This is a genomic window from Kitasatospora sp. NPDC048365, from assembly GCF_043200835.1.
Taxonomy (GTDB): Bacteria; Actinomycetota; Actinomycetes; order Streptomycetales; family Streptomycetaceae; genus Kitasatospora; species Kitasatospora terrestris.
On sequence record NZ_JBICYJ010000001.1, the window covers coordinates 130,316 to 151,153 of the forward strand.

Annotated in this window: 20 protein-coding genes; 13 read left to right on the forward strand and 7 right to left on the reverse strand. The window is 73.0% G+C overall.

What is annotated here, in order from left to right; all coding sequences use genetic code 11:
- The first annotated feature begins 56 nt into the window (after window positions 1-56).
- Entirely contained in the window at window positions 57-1,454 is a 1,398-nt protein-coding gene (locus ACGFX4_RS00595) for a dipeptidase (RefSeq protein WP_393068992.1), read from the forward strand.
- Window positions 1,455-1,534: 80 nt separating this feature from the next.
- Window positions 1,535-2,476 (forward strand): NAD(+) diphosphatase, encoded by a 942-nt coding sequence (gene nudC, locus ACGFX4_RS00600; RefSeq protein WP_393069319.1) that lies wholly within the window; start codon window positions 1,535-1,537, stop codon window positions 2,474-2,476.
- A 52-nt stretch (window positions 2,477-2,528) separates the two neighbouring features.
- Here the strand turns inward: nudC and ACGFX4_RS00605 are convergent, their stop codons facing one another.
- Complete coding sequence (locus ACGFX4_RS00605) at window positions 2,529-3,026, reverse strand: ATP-binding protein (protein WP_393068994.1); 498 nt, start codon at window positions 3,024-3,026, stop codon at window positions 2,529-2,531.
- A 150-nt stretch (window positions 3,027-3,176) separates the two neighbouring features.
- On the opposite strand from ACGFX4_RS00605, the gene ACGFX4_RS00610 reads away from it, so the two are divergent.
- Window positions 3,177-4,046 (forward strand): GntR family transcriptional regulator, encoded by an 870-nt coding sequence (locus tag ACGFX4_RS00610; protein ID WP_393068995.1) that lies wholly within the window; start codon window positions 3,177-3,179, stop codon window positions 4,044-4,046.
- 42 nt (window positions 4,047-4,088) lie between these two features.
- Here ACGFX4_RS00610 and ACGFX4_RS00615 read toward each other — a convergent pair whose 3' ends face one another.
- Window positions 4,089-4,340 carry a mycoredoxin gene (locus ACGFX4_RS00615; RefSeq protein ID WP_393068997.1) on the reverse strand — a complete coding sequence of 84 codons (252 nt, stop codon included), beginning with the start codon at window positions 4,338-4,340 and terminating at the stop codon, window positions 4,089-4,091.
- Window positions 4,341-4,524: 184 nt separating this feature from the next.
- Between ACGFX4_RS00615 and ACGFX4_RS00620 the strand changes: the two genes are divergently transcribed.
- From ACGFX4_RS00620 to ACGFX4_RS00635, 4 genes are all read left to right on the forward strand, one after another.
- Complete coding sequence (locus ACGFX4_RS00620) at window positions 4,525-6,747, forward strand: ATP-dependent DNA helicase UvrD2 (RefSeq protein ID WP_393069321.1); 2,223 nt, start codon at window positions 4,525-4,527, stop codon at window positions 6,745-6,747.
- A gap of 159 nt (window positions 6,748-6,906) precedes the next feature.
- Entirely contained in the window at window positions 6,907-7,311 is a 405-nt protein-coding gene (locus tag ACGFX4_RS00625; RefSeq protein ID WP_393068998.1) for a hypothetical protein, read from the forward strand.
- Window positions 7,312-7,480: 169 nt separating this feature from the next.
- Window positions 7,481-7,846, forward strand: coding sequence for a WhiB family transcriptional regulator (locus ACGFX4_RS00630; protein WP_393069000.1), 366 nt, complete (start codon window positions 7,481-7,483; stop codon window positions 7,844-7,846).
- Complete coding sequence (locus ACGFX4_RS00635; RefSeq protein ID WP_393069002.1) at window positions 7,843-8,265, forward strand: hypothetical protein; 423 nt, start codon at window positions 7,843-7,845, stop codon at window positions 8,263-8,265. The genes ACGFX4_RS00630 and ACGFX4_RS00635 overlap by 4 nt, the downstream gene beginning before the upstream one ends.
- 101 nt (window positions 8,266-8,366) lie before the next feature.
- Here the strand turns inward: ACGFX4_RS00635 and ACGFX4_RS00640 are convergent, their stop codons facing one another.
- Together ACGFX4_RS00640 and ACGFX4_RS00645 are read right to left on the reverse strand one after the other, a co-directional pair.
- Entirely contained in the window at window positions 8,367-9,710 is a 1,344-nt protein-coding gene (locus ACGFX4_RS00640) for an ABC1 kinase family protein (RefSeq protein ID WP_393069004.1), read from the reverse strand.
- A 51-nt stretch (window positions 9,711-9,761) separates the two neighbouring features.
- Window positions 9,762-10,871 carry a ThiF family adenylyltransferase gene (locus tag ACGFX4_RS00645; RefSeq protein WP_393069007.1) on the reverse strand — a complete coding sequence of 370 codons (1,110 nt, stop codon included), beginning with the start codon at window positions 10,869-10,871 and terminating at the stop codon, window positions 9,762-9,764.
- A 185-nt stretch (window positions 10,872-11,056) separates the two neighbouring features.
- Here ACGFX4_RS00645 and ACGFX4_RS00650 point away from each other — a divergent pair, with 185 nt between their 5' ends.
- The gene (locus ACGFX4_RS00650) at window positions 11,057-11,668 is read left to right on the forward strand and encodes a M48 family metallopeptidase (protein WP_393069009.1); all 612 of its coding nucleotides are present in this window, start codon (window positions 11,057-11,059) and stop codon (window positions 11,666-11,668) included.
- A 32-nt stretch (window positions 11,669-11,700) separates the two neighbouring features.
- Here ACGFX4_RS00650 and ACGFX4_RS00655 read toward each other — a convergent pair whose 3' ends face one another.
- Both ACGFX4_RS00655 and ACGFX4_RS00660 read right to left on the reverse strand, forming a co-directional pair.
- Window positions 11,701-12,279 carry an NUDIX hydrolase gene (locus ACGFX4_RS00655; RefSeq protein ID WP_393069011.1) on the reverse strand — a complete coding sequence of 193 codons (579 nt, stop codon included), beginning with the start codon at window positions 12,277-12,279 and terminating at the stop codon, window positions 11,701-11,703.
- A complete protein-coding gene (locus tag ACGFX4_RS00660) occupies window positions 12,276-13,838 on the reverse strand; it encodes a zinc-dependent metalloprotease (RefSeq protein WP_393069013.1) in 1,563 nt (520 codons plus the stop codon). The genes ACGFX4_RS00655 and ACGFX4_RS00660 overlap by 4 nt, the downstream gene beginning before the upstream one ends.
- 189 nt (window positions 13,839-14,027) lie before the next feature.
- Between ACGFX4_RS00660 and ACGFX4_RS00665 the strand changes: the two genes are divergently transcribed.
- From ACGFX4_RS00665 to ACGFX4_RS00680, 4 genes are all read left to right on the forward strand, one after another.
- Window positions 14,028-15,176 (forward strand): NAD-dependent epimerase/dehydratase family protein, encoded by a 1,149-nt coding sequence (locus ACGFX4_RS00665; protein ID WP_393069014.1) that lies wholly within the window; start codon window positions 14,028-14,030, stop codon window positions 15,174-15,176.
- Window positions 15,177-15,259: 83 nt separating this feature from the next.
- Window positions 15,260-15,700 carry a molybdenum cofactor biosynthesis protein MoaE gene (locus ACGFX4_RS00670; RefSeq protein WP_393069016.1) on the forward strand — a complete coding sequence of 147 codons (441 nt, stop codon included), beginning with the start codon at window positions 15,260-15,262 and terminating at the stop codon, window positions 15,698-15,700.
- Window positions 15,701-15,865: 165 nt separating this feature from the next.
- Window positions 15,866-16,054 (forward strand): hypothetical protein, encoded by a 189-nt coding sequence (locus ACGFX4_RS00675; protein ID WP_393069018.1) that lies wholly within the window; start codon window positions 15,866-15,868, stop codon window positions 16,052-16,054.
- Window positions 16,055-16,109: 55 nt separating this feature from the next.
- Window positions 16,110-17,189 carry a PDZ domain-containing protein gene (locus ACGFX4_RS00680; RefSeq protein WP_393069020.1) on the forward strand — a complete coding sequence of 360 codons (1,080 nt, stop codon included), beginning with the start codon at window positions 16,110-16,112 and terminating at the stop codon, window positions 17,187-17,189.
- 27 nt (window positions 17,190-17,216) lie between these two features.
- Here ACGFX4_RS00680 and ACGFX4_RS00685 read toward each other — a convergent pair whose 3' ends face one another.
- Window positions 17,217-17,774 (reverse strand): PPA1309 family protein, encoded by a 558-nt coding sequence (locus ACGFX4_RS00685; protein WP_393069022.1) that lies wholly within the window; start codon window positions 17,772-17,774, stop codon window positions 17,217-17,219.
- A gap of 145 nt (window positions 17,775-17,919) precedes the next feature.
- Between ACGFX4_RS00685 and ACGFX4_RS00690 the strand changes: the two genes are divergently transcribed.
- Complete coding sequence (locus tag ACGFX4_RS00690) at window positions 17,920-20,838, forward strand: UPF0182 family protein (protein ID WP_393069323.1); 2,919 nt, start codon at window positions 17,920-17,922, stop codon at window positions 20,836-20,838.

The window sequence follows — 20,838 nt, forward strand, 5'->3', positions numbered from 1 at the left end:
CACCCGGGGGAAACCCGGGCCGCATCCACCCGCCCGGGCGAACTAAAGTCGTCCGTATGACGAAAACCCCGGACAGCGTCGTCCGCTCCTACATCGACCAGCACGAGGCCGGCTTCCTCCAGGACCTCGCGGACTGGCTGCGCATTCCCTCGGTCTCCGCCGATCCCGGCCGGGCCGACGAGGTCCGCCGCTCCGCCGAGTGGCTGGCCGAGAAGCTGACCGGGACCGGGTTCCCGGTCGCCGAGGTGTGGGAGACCGACGGCCTGCCGGCGGTGTTCGCCGAGTGGCCCTCCGGTGACGCCGGGGCGCCCACCGTGCTGGTCTACGGCCACCACGACGTGCAGCCCGCCGCCAAGGAGGACGGCTGGGACACCGAGCCGTTCACACCCACCGTGGTCGGCCGCCGGATGTACGCCCGCGGCGCGGCCGACGACAAGGGCCAGGTCTTCTTCCACACCCTCGGGGTGCGGGCCCACCTCGCCGCCACCGGCCGGACCGCCCCCGCGGTCAACCTCAAGCTGCTGATCGAGGGCGAGGAGGAGTCCGGCTCGCCGAACTTCGGCGCGCTGATCCGCCGCGAGGCCGAGCGGCTCGCCGCCGACGTGGTGATCATCTCCGACACCGGGATGTGGTCCGAGACCACACCGACCGTCTGCACCGGCATGCGCGGCCTGGCCGACGCCCAGATCGACCTGTTCGGCCCGGACAGCGACATCCACTCCGGCTCCTTCGGCGGGGCGGTGCCGAACCCGGCCGACGTCGCGGCCTCGCTGGTCGCCGCGCTGCACGACGCCGACCGCCGGGTGGCCGTCCCCGGCTTCTACGACGGCGTGGTCGAGCTGACCGCCGAGGAGCGGGCGCTCTTCGCCGAGCTGCCCTTCGACGAGGCCCAGTGGCTGAAGGTCGCCAAGTCGTACGGCACCCTCGGCGAGGCCGGCTACTCCACCCTGGAGCGGGTCTGGGCCCGGCCCACCGCCGAGGTCAACGGCATCTGGGGCGGCTACACCGGCCCGGGCCAGAAGACCATCGTCCCGGCCGAGGCGCACGTCAAGCTCTCCTTCCGGCTGGTGGCCGGCCAGGAGGTGGAGAAGGTCCGCGAGGCCGTCCGCTCCTGGGTCGCCGAGCAGGTGCCCGAGGGCATCCGGTACGAGCTGAGCTTCCCGGGCGCCACCCGCCCGTGCCTGACCCCGCTGGACCACCCGGCGCTGCAGTCCACCGCCCGGGCGATGGGCCGGGCCTTCGAGCAGAAGATCCTCTTCACCCGTGAGGGCGGCTCCGGCCCCGCCGCCGACCTGCAGGACGTGCTCGGCGCCCCGGTGCTGTTCCTCGGCATCTCGGTGCCCTCCGACGGCTGGCACTCGATCAACGAGAAGGTCGAGCTGGACCTGCTGCGCAAGGGCGTGGAGGCCTCCGCGTACCTCTGGGCCGACCTGGCCGAGACCTTCCGGCCGTGACCACCGTGAGCACCACCGCGAGCAGCGCCACGAGCACCACCACGAGCACCACCGCCGAGAGTTCGACGACGCGAACGGGGATGGACGAGTTGAGCAGCCTGCCGGAGACCCAGCCGCTGGCCCTGGCCCGCGCCGGGGTGGACCGCGCCGCGCACCACCGCTTCGACGAACCGTGGCTCGCCGCGGCCTGGAGCCACCCGACCACCAAGGTGCTGCCGATCGCCGGCGGCGAGGCGTTCGTGGTCGACACCGAGGCCGGCAGCGAACTGGTGCTGCTGCCCTCCTTCGAGGCGCCGGAGACCGGGGACCGCTTCTTCCTCGGCACCGACGAGGACGGGGTCAACTACTTCGCGCTGGCGGGCGAGAGCCTGCCGGGCCGGCTGGACGGCGACGCCCGCCCGGCCGGGCTGCGCGAGGTCGGCGGCTCGCTCTCCGACCGCGACGCCGGGCTGCTGGTGCACGCGGTGGCGCTGGAGCACTGGCACCGGCTGCACAGCTTCTGCTCCCGCTGCGGCCACCCGACCGAGAAGGCCGGGGCCGGGCACGTCCGCCGCTGCACCTCCTGCGCGGCCGAGCACTACCCGCGGACCGACCCGGCGGTGATCATGCTGATCACCGACGGCGAGGACCGCTGCCTGCTGGGCCGTCAGGCGCTCTGGCCGGAGGGCCGCTGGTCGACCCTGGCGGGCTTCGTCGAGCCCGGCGAGTCGATCGAGCAGGCGGTGGCCCGCGAGGTGCTGGAGGAGGCCGGTGTCCGGGTCGGCGAGGTGCAGTACGTGGCCAGCCAGCCCTGGCCGTTCCCGTCCAGCCTGATGCTGGGCTTCCTCGGCAAGGCCGACCCGGCGGGCACCGCGATCACCGTGGACGGCGAGGAGCTGTCCGAGGCGCGCTGGTTCTCCCGCGCGGAGCTCAAGGCGGGCATGGAGGCGGGCGAGATCCTGCCGCCGTCCGGTATTTCGATCGCCCGGCACCTGGTCGAACTCTGGTACGGCGGACCGCTGCCCGCGGCGGCCCGCTGGTAATGGCCCGGAACGATTAAGGGGGCGCGCGATTTATGTCGCGCGCCCCCTTTATTCATTTCACTTCGATCGGCGGCGGCTCGACCGCCAGCCAGCAGCTGACCGTCTTCCCGGTCAGCCGGGTGGTGACCGCCCAGCGGGTGCACAGCGCGGAGACGATCGCCAGCCCGCGGCCGTTGGAGTCCTCCTCGCCGGCCTCGCGCATCTGCGGCATGCCGTGGCCGTAGTCGGCGACCGAGATCTGCAGCGCCGACTCCTGCAGCGTCAGGCTGATCGACACCGCCCCCCGGCCGTACCGCACGGCATTGGTGACCAGCTCGGACACCACCAGTTCGACGCTGTCCGCCAGGTGCTTGACGCCCCAGGCGGACAGCGCGGTACTCGCCAGCCGGCGGGCCCGGGCGACGTTCCGCGGCAGCGGCGGGAAGGTGGCCCCCGCCGTCCAGGCGCCGCGCTCGGCGGCGGGGAGGACCCGGCCCGGGCGCGCCTCGGCGCCGGACGAGTCGGTCGTGTCGGCGTGACGTGCGCTCCGCCGTTGCGGGGTACTGCTCACGGGCATGGATCCGCCCCCGGGGTGTGCGTGGTCAGTAATACATTCGAATGCGATCGAAAGGATCCGGGTCAGGGTACGGAATCCCCAATCCCGGCCAATGTTGACGGGTTTCGCTGAAAAGGCGCAAGCAGAATGGCTACATTCACTCGGGTGACGATCCCCCGGGGCGGTGCGCCCGCTCCCAAGTACCAGCGGCTCGCGGCGGACCTGCGCCGCCGCATCGAGGCCGGCGAATGGCAGGACGGCGCCCAGCTCCCGGTCGAGGGCGAGCTGGAGGAGCAGTACGGGGTGGCGAGGAACACCGTCCGCCTCGCGGTGGACGTGCTGGTCAACGAGGGCCGGCTGGTCCGGATGCAGGGCAAGGGCACCTACCTGCGGCACCAGCCGGTGCTGGACCACCGGGCCCACCGGCCGTCCCGGCTCCCCGGCCAGCGCGGAGCCCTGGCCGACCCCGGCGAGCTGTACGTGCGCGAGGCCGCACTGGCCGGGCGGCAGCTGACCGTGGAGTTCGACGTGATGGTGGTGCGGGCCCGGGCCGACATCGCCGAGCTGCTCCGACTCCCGGCCGGGGACGCGGTGATGGTGCGCCGTCAGCTGCGGCTGATGGACCGTGAGCCGTACTCGATCGAGGAGAGCCACTACCGGGCCGGGCTGGCCGCCGGCACGCCGCTGATGGAGCCCGATCCGGTGCCCGGCGGCGACGAGGTGGTGCTGGCCGCGCTCGGGCGGACCGAGACCACCGCGGTGGACCGGGTGGCGGCCCGGATGCCCGGGCCCGAGGAGGCGGCCTGGTTCGAGATCGGCCCCGGCGTGCCGCTGCTGGTGCAGACCCGGGTCACCCACGACCGGCGCGGCCCGGTGCGGGTGGTGGAGACCCGCTACGCGGCCGACCGCTGCCGGCTGGTCTTCGAGGTCGGCGACGGCCACGGCACAGGTGAGGGGCACGGGGCCGGCGAGGGGTTCGGAGCCGGCGAGGGGTACGGCACGGGTCAGGGGCGCGAGTCCGGCCCGCGCCCCTGACCCGTGGCCCTGACCTGCGCCCCTGACCTGTGGCCCGTCGGGTCAGACCAGGGCGGCCTGGACCTGGCGCAGGCTCGGGTTGGTCATCACGGTCTGCTCGCCGGAGGCGGAGACCACGACCACGGTCGGGACGGTCTGGTTGCCGTTGTTGACCGACTCCACGAACTCCGCCGATGCCGGGTCCTGCTCGATGTTGATCTCGGTGTAGCCGATGCCCTCGCGGCCGAGCTGGCTCTTGAGGCGGTTGCAGTAGCCGCACCAGGTCGTGCTGTACATCGTCACGGTGCCGGACATGGCAGTGGACTCCTTCGTGGTGGAGGTGGACGGTCGCCGGGTGCAACGTCCGCCGGTGCGGGCTCATTCCGAGCGGTCTTCAGGGTGTGATTATCGGAGCAATCTGGTGGGCCTGTGGACAGAGCGCCGCAGACTGTCAGGTGTGCCTGAGAGGATGGAAGGCATGCAGGAAGAGCTTCTCGGTATGACCGGCCCCTCCGACGGCCCGGGCCCCGGCACGTTCGGCCCGCCGATCGGGGCCGACGCCGTGCTGGCCGGGCTCGACCCCGAGCAGCGGGCCGTCGCCACCGCCCTGCACGGCCCGGTCTGCGTGCTGGCCGGCGCCGGCACCGGCAAGACCCGGGCCATCACCCACCGGATCGCCTACGGCGTGCGCAGCGGCGTCTACCAGCCGCAGCAGGTGCTCGCCGTCACCTTCACCGCCCGCGCCGCCGGCGAGATGCGCGGCCGGCTCCGCCAGCTCGGGGCGGACGGCGTGCAGGCCCGCACCTTCCACTCCGCCGCACTGCGCCAGCTCCAGTACTTCTGGCCGCGCGCCGTCGGCGGCGAGCTGCCCCGGCTGCTGGAGCGCAAGGTCCAGCTGGTCGCCGAGTCGGCCGGCCGCAGCGGCCTGCGGGTCCAGCGCACCGAACTGCGCGACCTCACCGCCGAGATCGAGTGGGCCAAGGTCACCCAGATCGTTCCGGACGACTACCCGACCGCCGTCGCCAAGTCCTCCCGCGAGGCCCCGCGCGACCCCGCCGAGATCGCCAAGGTCTACGCCGCGTACGAGCAGGCCAAGCGCGACCGCAACGTGATCGACTTCGAGGACGTGCTGCTCCTCACCGCCGCCATCCTGGAGGACCGCCCGGAGATCGCCGACCGGGTCCGCGCCCAGTACCGGCACTTCACCGTCGACGAGTACCAGGACGTCTCCCCGCTCCAGCAGCGCCTGCTCGACCAGTGGACCGGCGGCGGCGCCAGCCTCTGCGTGGTCGGCGACGCCAGCCAGACCATCTACTCCTTCACCGGCGCCACCCCCGACTACCTGCTCGGCTTCCGCACCCGCCACCCCGAGGCCACCGTGGTCAAGCTGGTCCGGGACTACCGCTCCACCCCGCAGGTGGTGCACCTCGCCAACGGGCTGCTCTCGCAGGCCCGCGGCCAGGCCGCCCAGCACCGGCTGGAGCTGGTCTCCCAGCGCGAGGCCGGCCCCGAGCCGGTCTACCGCGAGTACCCGGACGAGCCGACCGAGGCCGAGTCCACCGCCCACCTGATCAAGGACCTGCTGGCGAGCGGCGAGCGGGCCAGCGAGATCGCCGTGCTGTTCCGCACCAACAGCCAGTCCGAGGTGTACGAGCAGGCGCTGGCCGACCTCGGCATCTCGTACCAGCTCAAGGGCGCCGAGCGCTTCTTCGAGCGCCCCGAGGTGCGCGAGGCGGGCGTCCTGCTGCGCGGCGCCGCCCGCGCCGGCGACGACCCGCTGACCACCGGCGCGCCCGACCTGGCCGCCCAGGTGCGTGCGGTGCTCGCCACCCGCGGCTTCACCGCCAACCCGCCGGCCGGCTCCGGCGCGGTCCGCGAGCGGTGGGAGTCGCTGGCCGCCCTGGTCCGGCTCGCCGAGGAGTTCGAGGCCACCCGCCGGGAGGCCGGCGAGCGCGCCGACCTCGCGGCCTACGTCGCCGAGCTGGACGCCCGCGCCGCCGCCCAGCACGCCCCCGCCGTCGAGGGCGTCACGCTGGCCTCGCTGCACGCCGCCAAGGGCCTGGAGTGGGACGCGGTCTTCCTGGTCGGCCTGACCGAGGGCACCCTGCCGATCATCTACGCCAAGACCGACGAGCAGGTCGAGGAGGAGCGCAGGCTGCTCTACGTCGGCGTCACCCGGGCCCGCCGGGTGCTCACCCTCTCCTGGGCGCTCTCCCGTTCGCCGGGCGGGCGCGCGAGCCGCAGGCCCACCCGCTTCCTGGACGGGCTGCGCCCCGGCTCCTCCGCCGCCGGCCCGCGCTCCCGGGGCGGCTCCGGCGGCATCGAGCGCGGCGAGCGCTCCGCCGGGCGCAAGGCGCGCGGCCCGGTCAAGTGCCGGGTCTGCGAGCGCACCCTGATCGACGCGGTCGAGCGCAAGCTCCGCCGCTGCGAGGGCTGCCCGTCCACCATGGACGAGGGGCTGTTCGAGCGGCTGCGGGAGTGGCGGGCCGCCAAGGCCAAGGCGCAGGGCGCCCCGGCCTACGTGGTCTTCACCGACGCCACCCTGATGGCCATCGCGGAGGACTGCCCGGGCACCCCGCAGGAGCTCGCCCTGATCTCCGGAGTGGGTGCGATGAAGCTGGACAAGTACGGCTCCGACGTGCTCTTGTTGTGTGCGGGGGAGGTTCCGGAGCTCGTTGACGAGCCCGTTGAGCAATCGGTTCTGAACTCGCCGGAAAAATAGTTTGCGCGCCGCGTGTAAGGCGCAATAGCCTGCCGGAGCGGTCAAGGGGACGAGACCGCAGCGCTCGCGAAGGGCTTCCTTCCGCCTGCGCGCGACCATAATCAGACATCGGGGCCCGGGTGACCGGGCACCGCGAGACGCCGAGAGGAGGCGAGTGCAGTGAAGATCAACAACGTGACCAAAATGACTGGCCAGACCGTTGTCCTCGGCATGCCCTCGTGCACCTCGGCTTCCGGTCTGGGTCTCGGTACCACCGGTCTCTCCTTTGCCGGCCCCTGCCTTGTCAGTGGCCCGCGCAATGCTGAGGGCACCCGTGTCGAGACGGGTCTGTCCCGTGACTGGGCGACGTTCGTCGACGGCCTCGAGCTGCGTGATGAGCGACCGACCCAGGCACCGAAGGCAGAGGTAGCAGCAGCCAAGCATGGCCACTATGCCGCCGCAGTCGGTGCCGGATCCAAGCAGCAGGACCAGCAGATTCACCAGGCCATGGCCGCCTTCTCCGGCGCCAAGGCCATCCGGATGCGGGCCTTCCGCGGGCCTGAACCCTGGAGCGAACGAACCTGAGTCAGCCTCAGGTCGGCTTCTCCAGGGCCGCGGAACCCGTCACATCGGGATCCGCGGCCCTTCTGTTTTGTCCGGTACGCAAGACCCACCCAAGGCCCCTCGGGGCCTCCGGCCCAGCCCACCAGCCAACTGGGCCGGATCCACATCGAAGACGAGGAAGACGCCCACAGTGTCCACGGTCATCACACCGCCCCTCCCGTCCGTACCGACCGACAAGACCGACAAGGCCGACCAGGCCGACCCCCCGGAGGTAACACTCATGCAGCTCACCGCCATCGACGAGGCCGACACCCTCGGCCTTCCGATCCCGTGCCGCGCCTTCGACCCGGAGGTGTTCTTCGCGGAGACCCCCGCCGATGTCGAGTACGCGAAGTCCCTCTGCGGCACCTGCCCCGTGAAGGCCTCCTGCCTGGCCGGCGCCCTCGAGCGCCGCGAGCCGTGGGGCGTCTGGGGTGGCGAGCTCTTCGTCCAGGGTGTGGTCGTGGCCCGCAAGCGGCCGCGTGGCCGCCCGCGCAAGACCGAGGTCATGGCGTGATTTCCGCCGCTCCGATCTCCGGTCACGGATCCGGTGCCGTCCGCAGGGGAGAGCAGCCCCCGCTGGACACCGCACTGCGCCGCTCCGTACGCCGCGCCGCCGCCAAGGCCGACGCAGCCCTCGCCCGCACCATTCCGACGACGCACCACGAGCAGGACCACCACATGAACCCGTCCTTCGACACCGCGGCCCGCCGCACCGCCCGCCGCGAGCAGACCACCGAACTCCAGATCCGGAACAGGACCCTCGAAATGCATCTCATGCACGAATCCCTCGCCCGCGCCCATATGCAGGAACGCCTCCACGAGGCTGAGGAGCAACGCCTCGGCATGCGCGTCCTGCAGGCGGCACGGCTCCGGCGGAAGGCCGAACGGGCCTCCCTCCGCGCCCGCAAGGCGCTCGCCGTCGCCCTGATGTAACGCCACGCGCAGCCGCACGATCCCCTGTCCGCCGATGGCCGGCCCGCCCGCTCCCACACCCCCCGGGAGCCTGCGGGCCGGCCATCGGCGCGTGCGGACCCTCAGCGGGCCGGGGCCTCCTCGGCGAAGCCGGGCAGCCATTCGAGCATCTCGGCGCGGAAGGGCGCGTTGGCGCCGAGCTGGCACAGCACGCCGATGGTGGAGAGGGTCACCCGGTGGATCAGGAGGTAGGCCGGGGGGAGGTTGAGCTGCTTGCCGAGGTTGTAGGCGGGGGAGCGCGGGTCGGCGATCCGGGCGGCCTGGGAGCGCATCCAGGCGCGGGTGAAGTGGAAGGTCTCCACGGTGGCCGGCTCGATGATCGGCAGCAGGTAGTCGAGCACCGCGTCGGCGTCCAGCTGGATGGACGGCTTGACGAAGCCCTCCTCGCGGAGTCGCTCCAGCACGCCCGCCGCGTCGCCGGCCAGGGCCATCCGCAGCGAGTCGCCGATCGGCGCGGGCAGCCCGCCGGGCAGCCGGTCGACCGTGCCGAAGTCCATCACGCCGAGCCGCCAGCCCTCGACCGGGCCGTCGTCCTTGATCAGCCGGAAGTTGCCCGGGTGCGGATCGGCGTGCAGCAGGCCCGTCCGGGACGGGCCGGCGAACAGGAAACGGGCCAGCAGCTGCCCGGCCCGGTCGCGCTCCGCCTGGCTGCCGCGGGCGATCACCTGGGCGAGCGGCACCCCGTCCATCCACTCGGTGACCAGCACCTGGTCGGCCTGGGCGACCACCCCCGGCACCCGGATGTCCGGGTCGTCGGCGAACTCCTCCGCGTGGCGGCGCTGCGCCTCGGCCTCCAGGCCGTAGTCCAGCTCCTCGGCGACCCGCTCGCGCAGCTCGGTGATCAGCGGCTTGATGTCCAGCCCCGGGATCAGCGGGCCGAGCAGCCAGGCGACCCGGCTGAGCTGGCCCAGGTCGGAGAGCAGCGCGTCGCCCGCGCCCGGGTACTGCACCTTGACCGCGACGGCCCGGCCGTCCCGCCAGACGGCCCGGTGCACCTGCCCGATCGAGGCGGCGGCGGCCGGACGGTCCTCGAAGCTGCGGAACTTGCGCCGCCAGGTCTTCCCGAGGCGCTGCTCCAGGACGGCGTGCACGGTGGCGGCGGGCATCGGCGGGGCGGCGTCCTGAAGCTTCGTCAGGGCGGCCCGGTACGGCCCGGCGACCTCCTCGGGCAGGGCCGCCTCGAAGACCGACAGGGCCTGCCCGAACTTCATCGCGCCGCCCTTCAACTCCCCCAGCACCTTGAAGAGCTGATCGGCGGTGGCCTGCTGGAGCTCGGCCGTGACCACCTCGGCGGAGCGGCCGCCGATCCGCTTGCCCAGGCCCAGGGTGGCCCGGCCGGCGATCCCGAGCGGCAGGGCGGCCAGCCTCGCCGTACGGGTCACTGCCTTGCGCGGAAGATCGCTCACCCCAGGCCTCCCAATCAGCCGCACCGGCCGGCACGCCACCGGCGGTGGTCACTACGCCATTGTGCCCGCTCGACCCGCTGTGACGGACTGCCAGAGACAACCGCAGTCCGGGTGGCTGCGAAGCCGCAGCCGGCGGGTCATCCCGTCCGCCGCGGACAGCTCGCACCAGCCGTCCACGCTCGGCGGCAGCACGCCGTCCAGGTACAGCTGGACGTGCAGCGCGGCCAGCCCGGCGATCGCGGTGGCCAGCGCGCTGTCGCAGGCCGGGACGCGGGCCCGGCCCGGGCCGCTGTCGATCAGCTGGGCCAGCAGCCGGGGCCAGGCCTCGTCCTCGTCCCGCCGGGACAGGGTGGCGCAGCTGCCGCAGGCGGAGGCACCCGGCACGACCAGCGGCCCGACCACGCCCAGGTGCTCCAGCACCCCCGTGTACAGGTGGGGGACGCCGGCCCGCATCAGCTCCTGTGCCTCCACCGCGGCGCCGGTGAAGGCGCCGGAGCCGTCGCGCGGGGCCAGCACCACCAGGGCGGGCGGGGGCGGCGCGGCCGGCGAGCGGCGGTACCGCTCGCCGACCGCCGCCCCGGCGGCCCGGTGCACCACCTCGCGCCCGGCGGTGGCCCGCAGCCGCCCGACCTCGGTGGGCGGGAAGCCGGCCGGCGAGACGTCCCGGGCGGCGACCCGGCCGCGGTCGAGCAGGGCGACGTCGCCGACCCCGCCGGCCGCCAGCACCGCGGCGATCGCCGCGCCGACCCGGCCCGCGCCGCGCACTTCGACCCGGGCCCCGGCTCTGGCGCGCAGCACCGCCGCGGCCTCGCCCGGGGCCGGGTGGACCAGGGAGAGCGAGGCGAGGTCGGGCACCAGCTGCTCGCGGCGCGGCGGCGGGAAGGCGGTGAGCGCCTGCCGGCCCGCCTCGGCGTCGTCGAGCAGCTCGCTGCGGGCCAGGGAGTCGAGCATGGCCTCGCAGTACTCCGCGTCGAGGCCGAGTCGCTGCCCGGCGGCGACCAGGGCGGGCCCGTCCCGGGTGCCGTCGATCAGGTCGAGGAAGGCGGCGAGCGGCCGGTCGACGTCGTCGATCAGCCGGGCGTGCCGGCGCACGGTGCCGAACTGCAGGGTCTGCTTCTCCCGCCACAGCCGGGAGAGGGCGGGCTTGAGGACAGGGCGCATGGGGACCTCCTGGCCGGGTCGGGATCCGCTCGGTGGATGCAGGATGCCCGGGGCCGCGAGAGGTGGGAAGCGCGTTGTCCACAGGCCCGGACCGATCATCCGACGAGCTGTTTGCACACCCTGTGGACAACTTCACGGCGCGGGGGCCGGACTTCTGTCGGTGCGAGCGGGTACCGTCGTGTGCCATGGCAGCCGAACGGGACTCCCAGGCGGCGGCGTCCCGGTCGGCGGCAGCGTCCGCGACGGCGCCCGCGCCGATCGACCCTGCCAAGGTCGAGGTCCGGCGCAGTGCCCGCCGCAGCCGGACGGTCTCCGCGTACCGCGAGGGCGACCGGACGATCGTGCTGATCCCGGCGCGGATGTCGCACAGCGAGGAGCAGCGCTGGGTCGCCCAGATGCTCGACAAGCTGGCGGCCCAGGAGAGCCGGCGGATGCTGGGGGACGACGCGCTGGAGGCGAAGGCCCGCGAGCTGTCCCGGGCGTACCTGGGCGGGCGGGCGGTGCCCGGCAACGTCCGCTGGGTGACCAACCAGAACACCCGCTGGGGGTCCTGCACGCCGAGCGAGCGGACGATCCGGCTGTCGCACCGGCTGCAGGGCATGCCGGAGTACGTCATCGACTACGTGCTGCTGCACGAGCTGGCGCACCTGCTGGTGCCGGACCACGGGCCCCGGTTCTGGGCCCTGCTGGACGGCTACCCGCGGACGGAGCGGGCCCGCGGCTACCTGGAGGGGGTCGCCTCGGCGGCCCGGCTGCCGCACGTCCCCGGCCAGGGGAGCGACTGCGGGGCGGACTGACCGGGTGCCCCGGGGGCACCCGGCCGGTCGGGTCAGCCCACCAGCTTGCGGGCCAGGGCCACCAGGTCGCGGACGGAGGTGTCCGTCAGCTCCGGCAGGTGGTCGTACTCGAACCAGCGGAGGTCCAGGGACTCCTCGCTGATCATCTCCTCGGCGTGGGCCGGGGCGAGGGCGACGTACTGGACGTCGAGGTGGGTGTTGGCGGGCTGGTCCTTGCCGGCGCAGTGGACCCGGTGGCGGTCGAGCTTCACCGGGCGGACGGCGCCGTCGAGGGCGAGCAGTTCGAGGCCGGGGATGCCGGACTCCTCGGTGGCCTCGCGGAGCGCGGCGGCGGCGAGCGTGGCGTCGCCGGGCTCGCAGTGGCCGCCCATCTGCAGCCACATGCCGACCTTGGGGTGCAGGGTGAGCAGCACCCGCCCGCCGGCCGGGTCGACGACCACCGCGCTGGCGGTGATGTGGGCGGGCAGGCAGGCCCGCCACATGCCGTCGGGGCGGTCGGCGAGGTGGTCGAGGTAGTTGCGGCGGAGCCGGTCCTGGTCGGGGTCGGCGACCGTCCACCCGTCGAGGGCGCGGACGGCGTCGGCGTGCAGGGCGGTGGCGGGGGCCGTCACTCGGCGGTCCCGTCCTTCCGGTCCTCGTTCTTGCCGCCGCCCTCGCCGCCGTTGCCGCCGTCGCCCTTGCCGTCGGTGGAGGCGTCGTCGGCCGGGCCCTGGCCCGCGGGGCCGCCCTTCCTGCCCTCGGCGGCCTCGCCGAGCAGCTTGTCGAGCGCGTCGAAGTCGATGCCGCCCTCCAGCGCGTCGCCGGCGGTGTCGCGGTGCACGAAGCCGTCCGGGTCGTCCAGGTCGGCCGCGGTGGGCAGCATGTCGGGGTGGCTCCACAGGGCGTCGCGGCCGTCGATGCCGCGGGCGTCGGCGAGCGAGGCCCACAGCCGGGAGGCGTCGCGCAGGCGGCGCGGGCGCAGCTCCAGGCCGACCAGGGTGGCGAAGGTCTGCTCGGCGGGGCCGCCGGTGGCGCGGCGGCGGCGGAGGGTCTCGCGCAGGGCGCCGGCCTGCGGGAGGTGGGGCTCGGCGGCGGCGTGGACGACGGCGTCGACCCAGCCCTCGACGAGGGCGAGCGCGGTCTCCAGGCGGGCCAGGGCGGCCTTCTGCTCGGGGGTGTCCTCGGGCTGGAGCAGGCCGCCGGCGAGGGCCTCCTGGAGGGCCTCGGGGTTGGTGGGGTCGAGCTGGCCGGCCAGCTCCTCCATCCGGGAGGTGTCGACCTTGATGCCGCGGGCGTAGGCCTCGACGGCGCCGAACAGGTGGGCGCGCAGCCACGGCACGTGGGCGAACAGGCGCTGGTGGGCGGCCTCGCGCAGGGCCAGGTAGAGCCGGACCTCCTCGGCGGGCACGCTCAGGCCCTCGCCGAACTCGGCGATGTTCTGCGGCAGCAGGGCCGCCTTGCCGGAGGGGGCCAGCGGCAGGCCGACGTCGGTGGAGCCGAGCACCTCGGCGGCGAGCGCGCCGAGCGCCTGGCCGATCTGGGTGCCGAACATGGCGCCGCCCATCGAGCGCATCACGCCCATCAGCGGACCGGCCATCGCCTGCATCTCGGGCGGTAGCACGCCGCCCATCGCGTTGCCGACCCGCTCGGCGACCGGGTCGACGAGGTCCTTCCAGACCGGGAGGGTGGCCTCGATCCACTCGGCGCGGCTCCACGCGACGGCGGTGGAGGAGGCGGTGGGGAACTCGGTGGCGGAGTCCAGCCACAGGTCGGCGAGCCGGACCGCCTCGGTGACCGCGGTGCGCTCGGCGTCGCCGACCGAGCGGTCCTTGGACCGGCCCTCGGGCTGCTCGGCGACCACGGTCTGCCGGGCGATGTTCTTGGCGAGCTCCCAGTTGACCGGACCGCCCTCGAAGGACAGCATCTGGCCGAGTTGCTGGAAGGCGGCACCCAGGTCGTTCGGGTTGAGGCCGCCCATCATCGCGGCGAAGGGGTTGTCCGCACCGGCGCCGCCGCCGGGGCCGCCCATGCCGAACAGCGCCCCGAGCGGGTTGCCCGCGCCGAAGCCGAACGGCTGCTGCGGAGCGGAACCGCCCTGGTCACCGCCCTGCTCGCCGTCCTTCTTGCCCTTGTTGTCGCCGTCCTCGGGCTCCTCGGGGGGAACTCCGAATCCGAAGGGGAGGTCACTCACGGGGTCCTCGATCTGGTCGGCCGTCACGCGGGGGAGTGGCGGGGGGTGGTGAAGCGATCGGATGCACGCCGTAACAATGGTCTCGCGGACCGCACGTGCCGGGCGCACCGCTGGGCCCGAGCCTCGGGCAGGATGGACCGTACGTGACACTCGTACGTACGCACATAAGCTAACCGTGGAGGATGGCCGGTGAGTTCCCCGCCTTCGGACGTTCGCTCTGGGCTGACCGGGGACGAGGACGTGCCGGCTGCGGCCGGTTCGCCGTCTCCAGCCTACGGCGGCAAGCCGTTGACCGTGGCGGTCACCGGTGCCGCCGGGGTGCTGGGCGAGCGGGTCGCGGCCCGCATGGTCGCCTCGCCGCACGTGCGCAAGGTGCTGGCGGTGGACGACCGCCGCGGCGAGGTCGCCGGGGTGCAGTGGCGGGTGCTGGACGTCCGCGACCCGGCGGTGGCCGAGCGGCTGGCCGGGGTGGACGTGGTGGTCCACCTGGCGATGGACCTGGGCATGGAGTCCGACCCGCGCGCCCGGAGCGCGTACAACGTGCGGGGCGCGCAGACCGTGCTGACCGCCGCCGCGGCCGCCGGAGTGCACCGGGTGGTGCTGTGCACCTCGGCGATGGTCTACGGCGCGCTCCCCGACAACGAGGTGCCGCTGGCCGAGGAGTCCGAGCTGCGGGCCACCGAGGAGGCCTCGCTGGTCGGCGACCTGATGGAGATCGAGCGGCTGGCCCGGCGCGCCCCGCGCGCCCACCCGGGCCTGCAGGTGACGGTGCTGCGCCCGGCGGTGGTGGTCGGCCCCGGCATCGACACCGTGCTGACCCGGCACTTCGAGGCGCCCCGGCTGCTGGTGGTCGCCGGCTCCCGGCCGTGCTGGCAGTTCTGCCACCTGGACGACCTGGTCGCGGCGGTGGAGTACGCGGCGCTCGGGCTGGTCGAGGGCGAGGTGACGGTCGGCTGCGACGGCTGGCTGGAGCAGGAGGACGTGGAGACGCTGTCCGGGATCCGGCGGATGGAGCTGCCGGCCTCGCTGGCCCTCGGCACCGCCGCCCGGCTGCACCGGCTCGGCCTCACCCCGGCGCCGGCCGCGGACCTGGCGTACACCATGTACCCCTGGGTGGTCTCCGGCAGCCGGCTGCACGAGGCGGGTTGGCGGCCGCGGTTCACCAACGAGGAGGTGCTGGCCGAGCTGCTGGCCCAGGTCTCGGGCAAGCACGCGGTGGCGGGCCGGCGGCTCGGCGGCAAGGAGGCCGCCACCAGCCTGGGCGCGGCCGGTGCGACGGTGGCGCTGGTCGGTACGGCGGCGCTGGTCCGGCGGGCGAGGAAGCGCCGCGCCTTCTAGGCAGATTTTCGTATTGCGGAATGATGGAATCGTGATGTGGAATCACCTGCCCGGGTCGGCCGGGATGGGGAATCATGGTGACCATGTCCGAGAACCACGACCCGATCCGCCTGCTCGCCATCCGCGACACCCCGCTGTCGCTGGACGAGGTGTACGCCGCCGTCGGTGACGACGCCGCCGGCGGCACCACGCTCTTCGTCGGGACGGTCCGCGACCACGACGGCGGCAAGTCGGTCGCCGCGCTGGAGTACAGCGCGCACCCGAGCGCCGAGCGGGAGATGCGCCGGATCGCCGAGAAGATCTGCGCGGACTTCCCGGTCCGCGCGCTGGCCGCGGTGCACCGGGTGGGCCGGCTGGAGATCACCGACAAGGCGGTGATCGTCGCCGTCTCCTGCGCCCACCGCGGCGAGGCGTTCGCGGCCGCCCGGCGGCTGATCGACGACCTCAAGCACGAGGTGCCGATCTGGAAGCACCAGGTCTTCACCGACGGCGAGGAGGAGTGGGTCGGCGCCGGGGAGTGCTGAGCGGGTCCGGGGCGCCCGCTCGCCCGTTCGGCGGCCACCGGTACGACGAATACCCCCCAGAGGTGAGCGCGGAATCGGGGCCGTAACCCGGATGCCGCCCGCACCGTTCCCGTGTCGTGCAGCTAATCTGCTGATAGACACGACGAGCCTGTGGGGAGTACGGATATGGCTGCGCTCGCCTGGTTGATCATTCCTGTTGTCGCCGCGCTGCTGGCGATGGTGTGGGCCGGCTGGGCGGCCCGGCCGCCGAGGTCCATGACCGATCCCAGCTCGCTCGCCGAGCACCAGCGGTTCCTCGCCGCGATGGAGCGCAGCACCGCCGCCGGCGGGTCCGGTGAACGCGTCGGCGAGTGATCCGGCGCGCCACCCGGAGGGCACGCGGAAGCGGTTGTCCCGTACTGTCGGACCCATGCCACGCCGCTCCGCGACGATGCTCGCCGCCACGCTCCTGCTGATAGGCCTGCTCTGCGCCTCCGTGCTGATGAAGGTGCCGTACACGGAGATGAGCCCCGGGCCGACCTACAACACGCTCGGCCAGCAGGACCGGAGCGGCGAGCCGGTGATCACCATCACCGGGCACGAGACGTACCCGACCTCCGGGCACCTCAACATGACGACCGTCCAGGTCACCGGCGCCAACTACGAGCCGAGCCTGGTCTCGGCGGTGGTCGGCTGGCTGCGCGACGACGTGCTGGTGGTGCCGCACGAGAACGTCTACCCCGAGGGCCAGACCGACCAGGAGGCCCAGGAGCAGAACGCGGAGGAGTTCGCCTCCTCCGAGGACAGCGCCAAGACGGCGGCGCTCAACCAGCTGGGCATCCCGGTCGGCACCGAGATCCGGGTGCGGGCGGTCAGCTCCGGCGGCCCCTCCGAGGGCAAGCTGCACGCGGGCGACCAGATCATCGCGGTGGACGGCACCAAGGTCACCACCCGGGAGGGTGTCGCCGAGCAGGTCACCAAGCACAAGCCGGGCGAGACGACGGTCTTCACCGTCGTGCCGCACGACAAGGCGGGCCCGACGCACACGGCGGCGGACGAGGTGCAGGTGCCGATCACCACGGCGAAGGCGCCCGACGGGGACCGGGCGATCGTCGGGATCACGCCGGCGGCGGTGCACACCTACCCGTTCACCATCGACATCGGGCTGCAGGACGTCGGCGGGCCCAGCGCCGGCCTGATGTTCGCGCTCGGGATCATCGACAAGCTGACGCCGGACGACCTGACCGGCGGCAAGTTCGTGGCCGGCACCGGGACGATCACCGACAACGGCGAGGTCGGGCCGATCGGCGGCATCCAGATGAAGCTGATCGCCGCCCGCGACAAGGGCGCCGAGTACTTCTTCACCCCGGCGGAGAACTGCACCGAGGCCGTGAAGAACACCCCGGACGGGCTGACCCTGGTGAAGGTGGACACCCTCGGCCACGCGATGGACGCCCTCGGGAAGATCAAGGCCGGCGAGAAGGCCGACCTGCCGAGCTGCGCGAAGTGAACGCCCCCGGCGGGGCGTCCACACCCGTCAGGAGAAGGTGGCGAGCAGCGCCCCGGTCAGGTTGGGGACCAGGTCGGGGCCGGTGAGGACCTCGCGGGCGACGTCCTTCTCGCGCAGCCGCAGGGCGCACTCCTTGGCACCGTCGCGCAGGACGGCGGCGGTGATCCGCACCTCCTGGCGCTGAGGGTGCTCGGCGATCCAGGCGGCGATCTCCTTCTCGCTGGCGTTCTTCGGCCGGGAGGACTCGGCACCGGGTGGCAGCATCAGCCGCTCGACCACCAGGGCGCAGCCGACCACGCCGTCGGGCCAGGCGATGGTGCCGAGGAACTTGTCCAGCTCCATCCCGGCGGGCAGTTCCTCCTGCTCGACCGGGGTGAGGCCGGTCGGGTTGTCGGTCAGGCCGAGCTGCTTGGCGAGCCTCGGATTCGCCTTCAGCATCTGGGCGTTGTCGACCAGGGCGAACAGCCGGGCGGGCATGTCCCAGCCGAGGGAGGAGGCGTGCTCGTCGATCTCCAGCGCGGCCCGGGTGAGCGGAGTCGCGGCCGGCAGGCCGGCGGCGGCGGAAAGGTCAGGGGCTTCGGACATGCCCCAATCCTCACACGGCGGGGGCGGGCTCCTGAACTCCGACGCAATCCGTGGGAACTCCGGTAAAGACCGATTAAGTTGCACAGGAGACCGAGAGACCACGACAACGACACGACACAGCCGAGGTGGAGCCTTGACCTTCCAGATGCCGGACCGCCCGGGCCCGGGGCCCGGATTCCGAGCGAGAGTCGGGCCGCCGTCCCGCCGGACCAAGGTGCTGCTGCTGACCTTGGGCGTCCTGGTGGCGCTCTTCCTGCTGTTCGTCATGGTCTCCGGGCTGTGGACCGACTGGCTGTGGTTCAAGTCCGTCGACTACTCCTCGGTGTTCCGTTCGCAGCTGCTGACCAAGGCGGCGCTGTTCGCGGTGTTCGGCGTGCTGATGGCCGTCGTCGTGGGCGCCAACATCTGGCTGGCGTACCGGCTGCGGCCGCCGCTGGCCGCGATGTCGGTGGAGCAGCAGTCGCTGGACCGCTACCGGATGGGCATCGCCCCGTTCCGCCGCTGGGCGCTGATCGGCGTCGCGCTGCTGATCGGCGCGGCCGCCGGCGCCGCGGCCTCCGGCCAGTGGCGCACGTGGATGCTGTGGACCAACGAGACTCCGTTCGGCGTGAAGGACAGTCAGTTCCACCTGGACGTCTCGTACTACGCCTTCGAGCTGCCCTGGTACGAGTTCCTGCTGGGCTTCGCGTTCAGCGCGGTGATCGTCTCGCTGCTGGCGTCGGTGCTGGTGCACTACCTGTACGGCGGCCTGCGCCTGCAGGGCCCCGGCCGGCGGGCCAGCCGCGGCGCGCAGGGGCACCTGGCGGTGCTGCTGGGTGTCTTCGTGCTGCTGAAGGCGGTGGCGTACTGGCTGGACCGGTACGCGCTGGTGGTGAAGACCGGCTCGTACAAGCAGGTCGACGGCTGGACCGGCCTGCGCTACGTGGACGCCAACGCGTTCCTGCCGGCCAAGACCATCCTGTTCTTCGTGGCGATCATCTGCGCGCTGCTGTTCTTCCTGACCCCGATCCGGCGGACCTGGGCGCCGGCGCTGATCGGCTTCGGCCTGATGGCGCTCTCCGCGGTGCTGATCGGCGGGGTCTACCCGGCGATCGTGCAGCAGTTCCAGGTCAAGCCGAACGAGCAGGCCAAGGAGACGCCGTACATCCAGAAGAACATCGACGCGACCCGGCAGGCGTACGGCATCTCCGCGAGCGAGTCGCAGCCGTACGACCCGAAGGGCACGACCAGTGCCGACGCGGTCAAGCCGGACGCCCAGACCATCGCCGACATCCGGCTGCTGGACCCGAACGTGGTGTCGCCGACCTTCCAGCAGAACGAGGCGCTGCGGAAGTACTACGCCTTCCCGCGGACGCTGGACGTCGACCGGTACGGCCAGCAGGACACCGTGCTGGGCGTGCGCGAGCTGGACCTGAGCGGGGTCCAGCAGCGCAACTTCATCAACGACCACTTCCAGTACACCCACGGCTACGGCGTCGTCGCGGCCAAGGGCAACCAGGTCGACAAGAACGGCAACCCGGTCTACACCGAGCAGTCGCTGCCGACCACCGGCACCCTCGGCACCTACGAGCAGCGGGTGTACTACGGCGAGAAGACCGCCGGCTACTCGATCGTCGGCGGCGCCGGGATGTCGGAGATCGACTACACCTCCGAGTCCGGCGCGGTGCAGTCCTTCACCTACAACGGCGGCAGCGGCGTCTCGCTGGACAACGCGCTGACCCGGGCCGCGTACGCGGTGAAGTTCGCCGAGCCGCAGATCCTCTACTCCGGGGCGATCAAGGACGGCGCGCGGATCCTCTACGACCGCACCCCGAAGGAGCGGGTGGAGAAGGTCGCGCCGTGGCTGTCGATCGACGCCGACCCGTACCCGGTGGTGCAGGGCGGCCGGCTGGTCTGGGTGCTGGACGGCTACACCACCTCGGACGGCTACCCGTTCTCCTCGAAGACCACCCTGGGCGACGTCACCAAGGACTCGCTGACCGACGCCCGCGGCCGCACCCTGACCGCGGTCAACAAGGTCAACTACATCCGCAACTCGGTGAAGGCCACGGTCGACGCGTACACCGGTGAGGTCACCCTCTACCAGTGGGACGAGACCGACCCGGTGCTGAAGACCTGGATGAAGGCGTTCCCCGGCACGGTGGAGGCGAAGACGGCCATCCCGGCCGACCTGTTGCCGCACCTGCGCTACCCGCAGGACCTCTTCAAGGTGCAGCGCGACCTGCTCGGCCAGTACCACATGACCGACGCGACCAGCTTCTTCAACGGCACCGACATCTGGCAGGTGCCGGTCGACCCGACCACCAACTCGGGCGAGGTGCAGCCGCCGTACTACCTGACGGTCCGGATGCCCGACCAGCAGGACGCCACCTTCTCGCTGACCACCTCGTTCGTGCCCAGCGGCCGCGACAACCTGGCGGCCTTCGTGGCGGTCAACGCCGACCCCGGGCCGGACTACGGCACGATGCGCATCCTCAAGGTGCCGACCGGATCCAGCGCGCTCGGGCCCAAGCTGACCCAGGCGAAGCTCAACTCCGACCCGGCGGTGGCCAACCAGCTGACCCTGCTGAAGACCGGCACCGACTCCGACATCGAGTACGGCAACCTGCTGACCCTCCCGGTCGGCGGCGGCTTCCTCAACGTCGAGCCGGTGTACCTGCTCGGCCGCAGCGCCAAGGCGCCGGTGCTGCAGAAGGTGCTCGCGGTCTACGGCAACTCGGTCGCCCTGGAGGACAACCTCGCCAAGGCGCTGGAGAAGGTCCTGTCGGGCGCCGCGTCCGGCGCGACCACCACACCGACCGCCCCCACCACTCCCACCACGCCCGGCACCACCACACCCGGTGGCACCGCCGGTCCCGAGCTGACCAAGGCGCTGGCGGCGGCCCAGAAGGCGTACGACGACGCGCTGGCCGCACAGCGGGCCGGCGACTGGGCGGCGTACGGCGTGGCCCAGAAGGCGCTCGGCGACGCCCTGAAGGCGGCCGCCGACGCCCAGGCGAAGGCCGGCGCGCCCGCGTCCTCGCCGTCGCCCGCGGCCTCGCCCTCGCCGAGCGCGAGCCCCTGA

Bases quoted from the DNA above. Each gene is read 5' to 3' on its own strand.
- ACGFX4_RS00595 (WP_393068992.1), top strand. From the start codon at position 57: ATGACGAAAACCCCGGACAGCGTCGTCCGCTCCTACATCGACCAGCAC.
- nudC (WP_393069319.1), top strand. From the start codon at position 1,535: ATGGACGAGTTGAGCAGCCTGCCGGAGACCCAGCCGCTGGCCCTGGCC.
- ACGFX4_RS00615 (WP_393068997.1), bottom strand. From the start codon at position 4,340: ATGTCCGGCACCGTGACGATGTACAGCACGACCTGGTGCGGCTACTGC.
- ACGFX4_RS00620 (WP_393069321.1), top strand. From the start codon at position 4,525: ATGACCGGCCCCTCCGACGGCCCGGGCCCCGGCACGTTCGGCCCGCCG.
- ACGFX4_RS00645 (WP_393069007.1), bottom strand. From the start codon at position 10,871: ATGCGCCCTGTCCTCAAGCCCGCCCTCTCCCGGCTGTGGCGGGAGAAG.
- ACGFX4_RS00650 (WP_393069009.1), top strand. From the start codon at position 11,057: ATGGCAGCCGAACGGGACTCCCAGGCGGCGGCGTCCCGGTCGGCGGCA.
- ACGFX4_RS00670 (WP_393069016.1), top strand. From the start codon at position 15,260: ATGTCCGAGAACCACGACCCGATCCGCCTGCTCGCCATCCGCGACACC.
- ACGFX4_RS00675 (WP_393069018.1), top strand. From the start codon at position 15,866: ATGGCTGCGCTCGCCTGGTTGATCATTCCTGTTGTCGCCGCGCTGCTG.
- ACGFX4_RS00680 (WP_393069020.1), top strand. From the start codon at position 16,110: ATGCCACGCCGCTCCGCGACGATGCTCGCCGCCACGCTCCTGCTGATA.
- ACGFX4_RS00685 (WP_393069022.1), bottom strand. From the start codon at position 17,774: ATGTCCGAAGCCCCTGACCTTTCCGCCGCCGCCGGCCTGCCGGCCGCG.
- ACGFX4_RS00690 (WP_393069323.1), top strand. From the start codon at position 17,920: ATGCCGGACCGCCCGGGCCCGGGGCCCGGATTCCGAGCGAGAGTCGGG.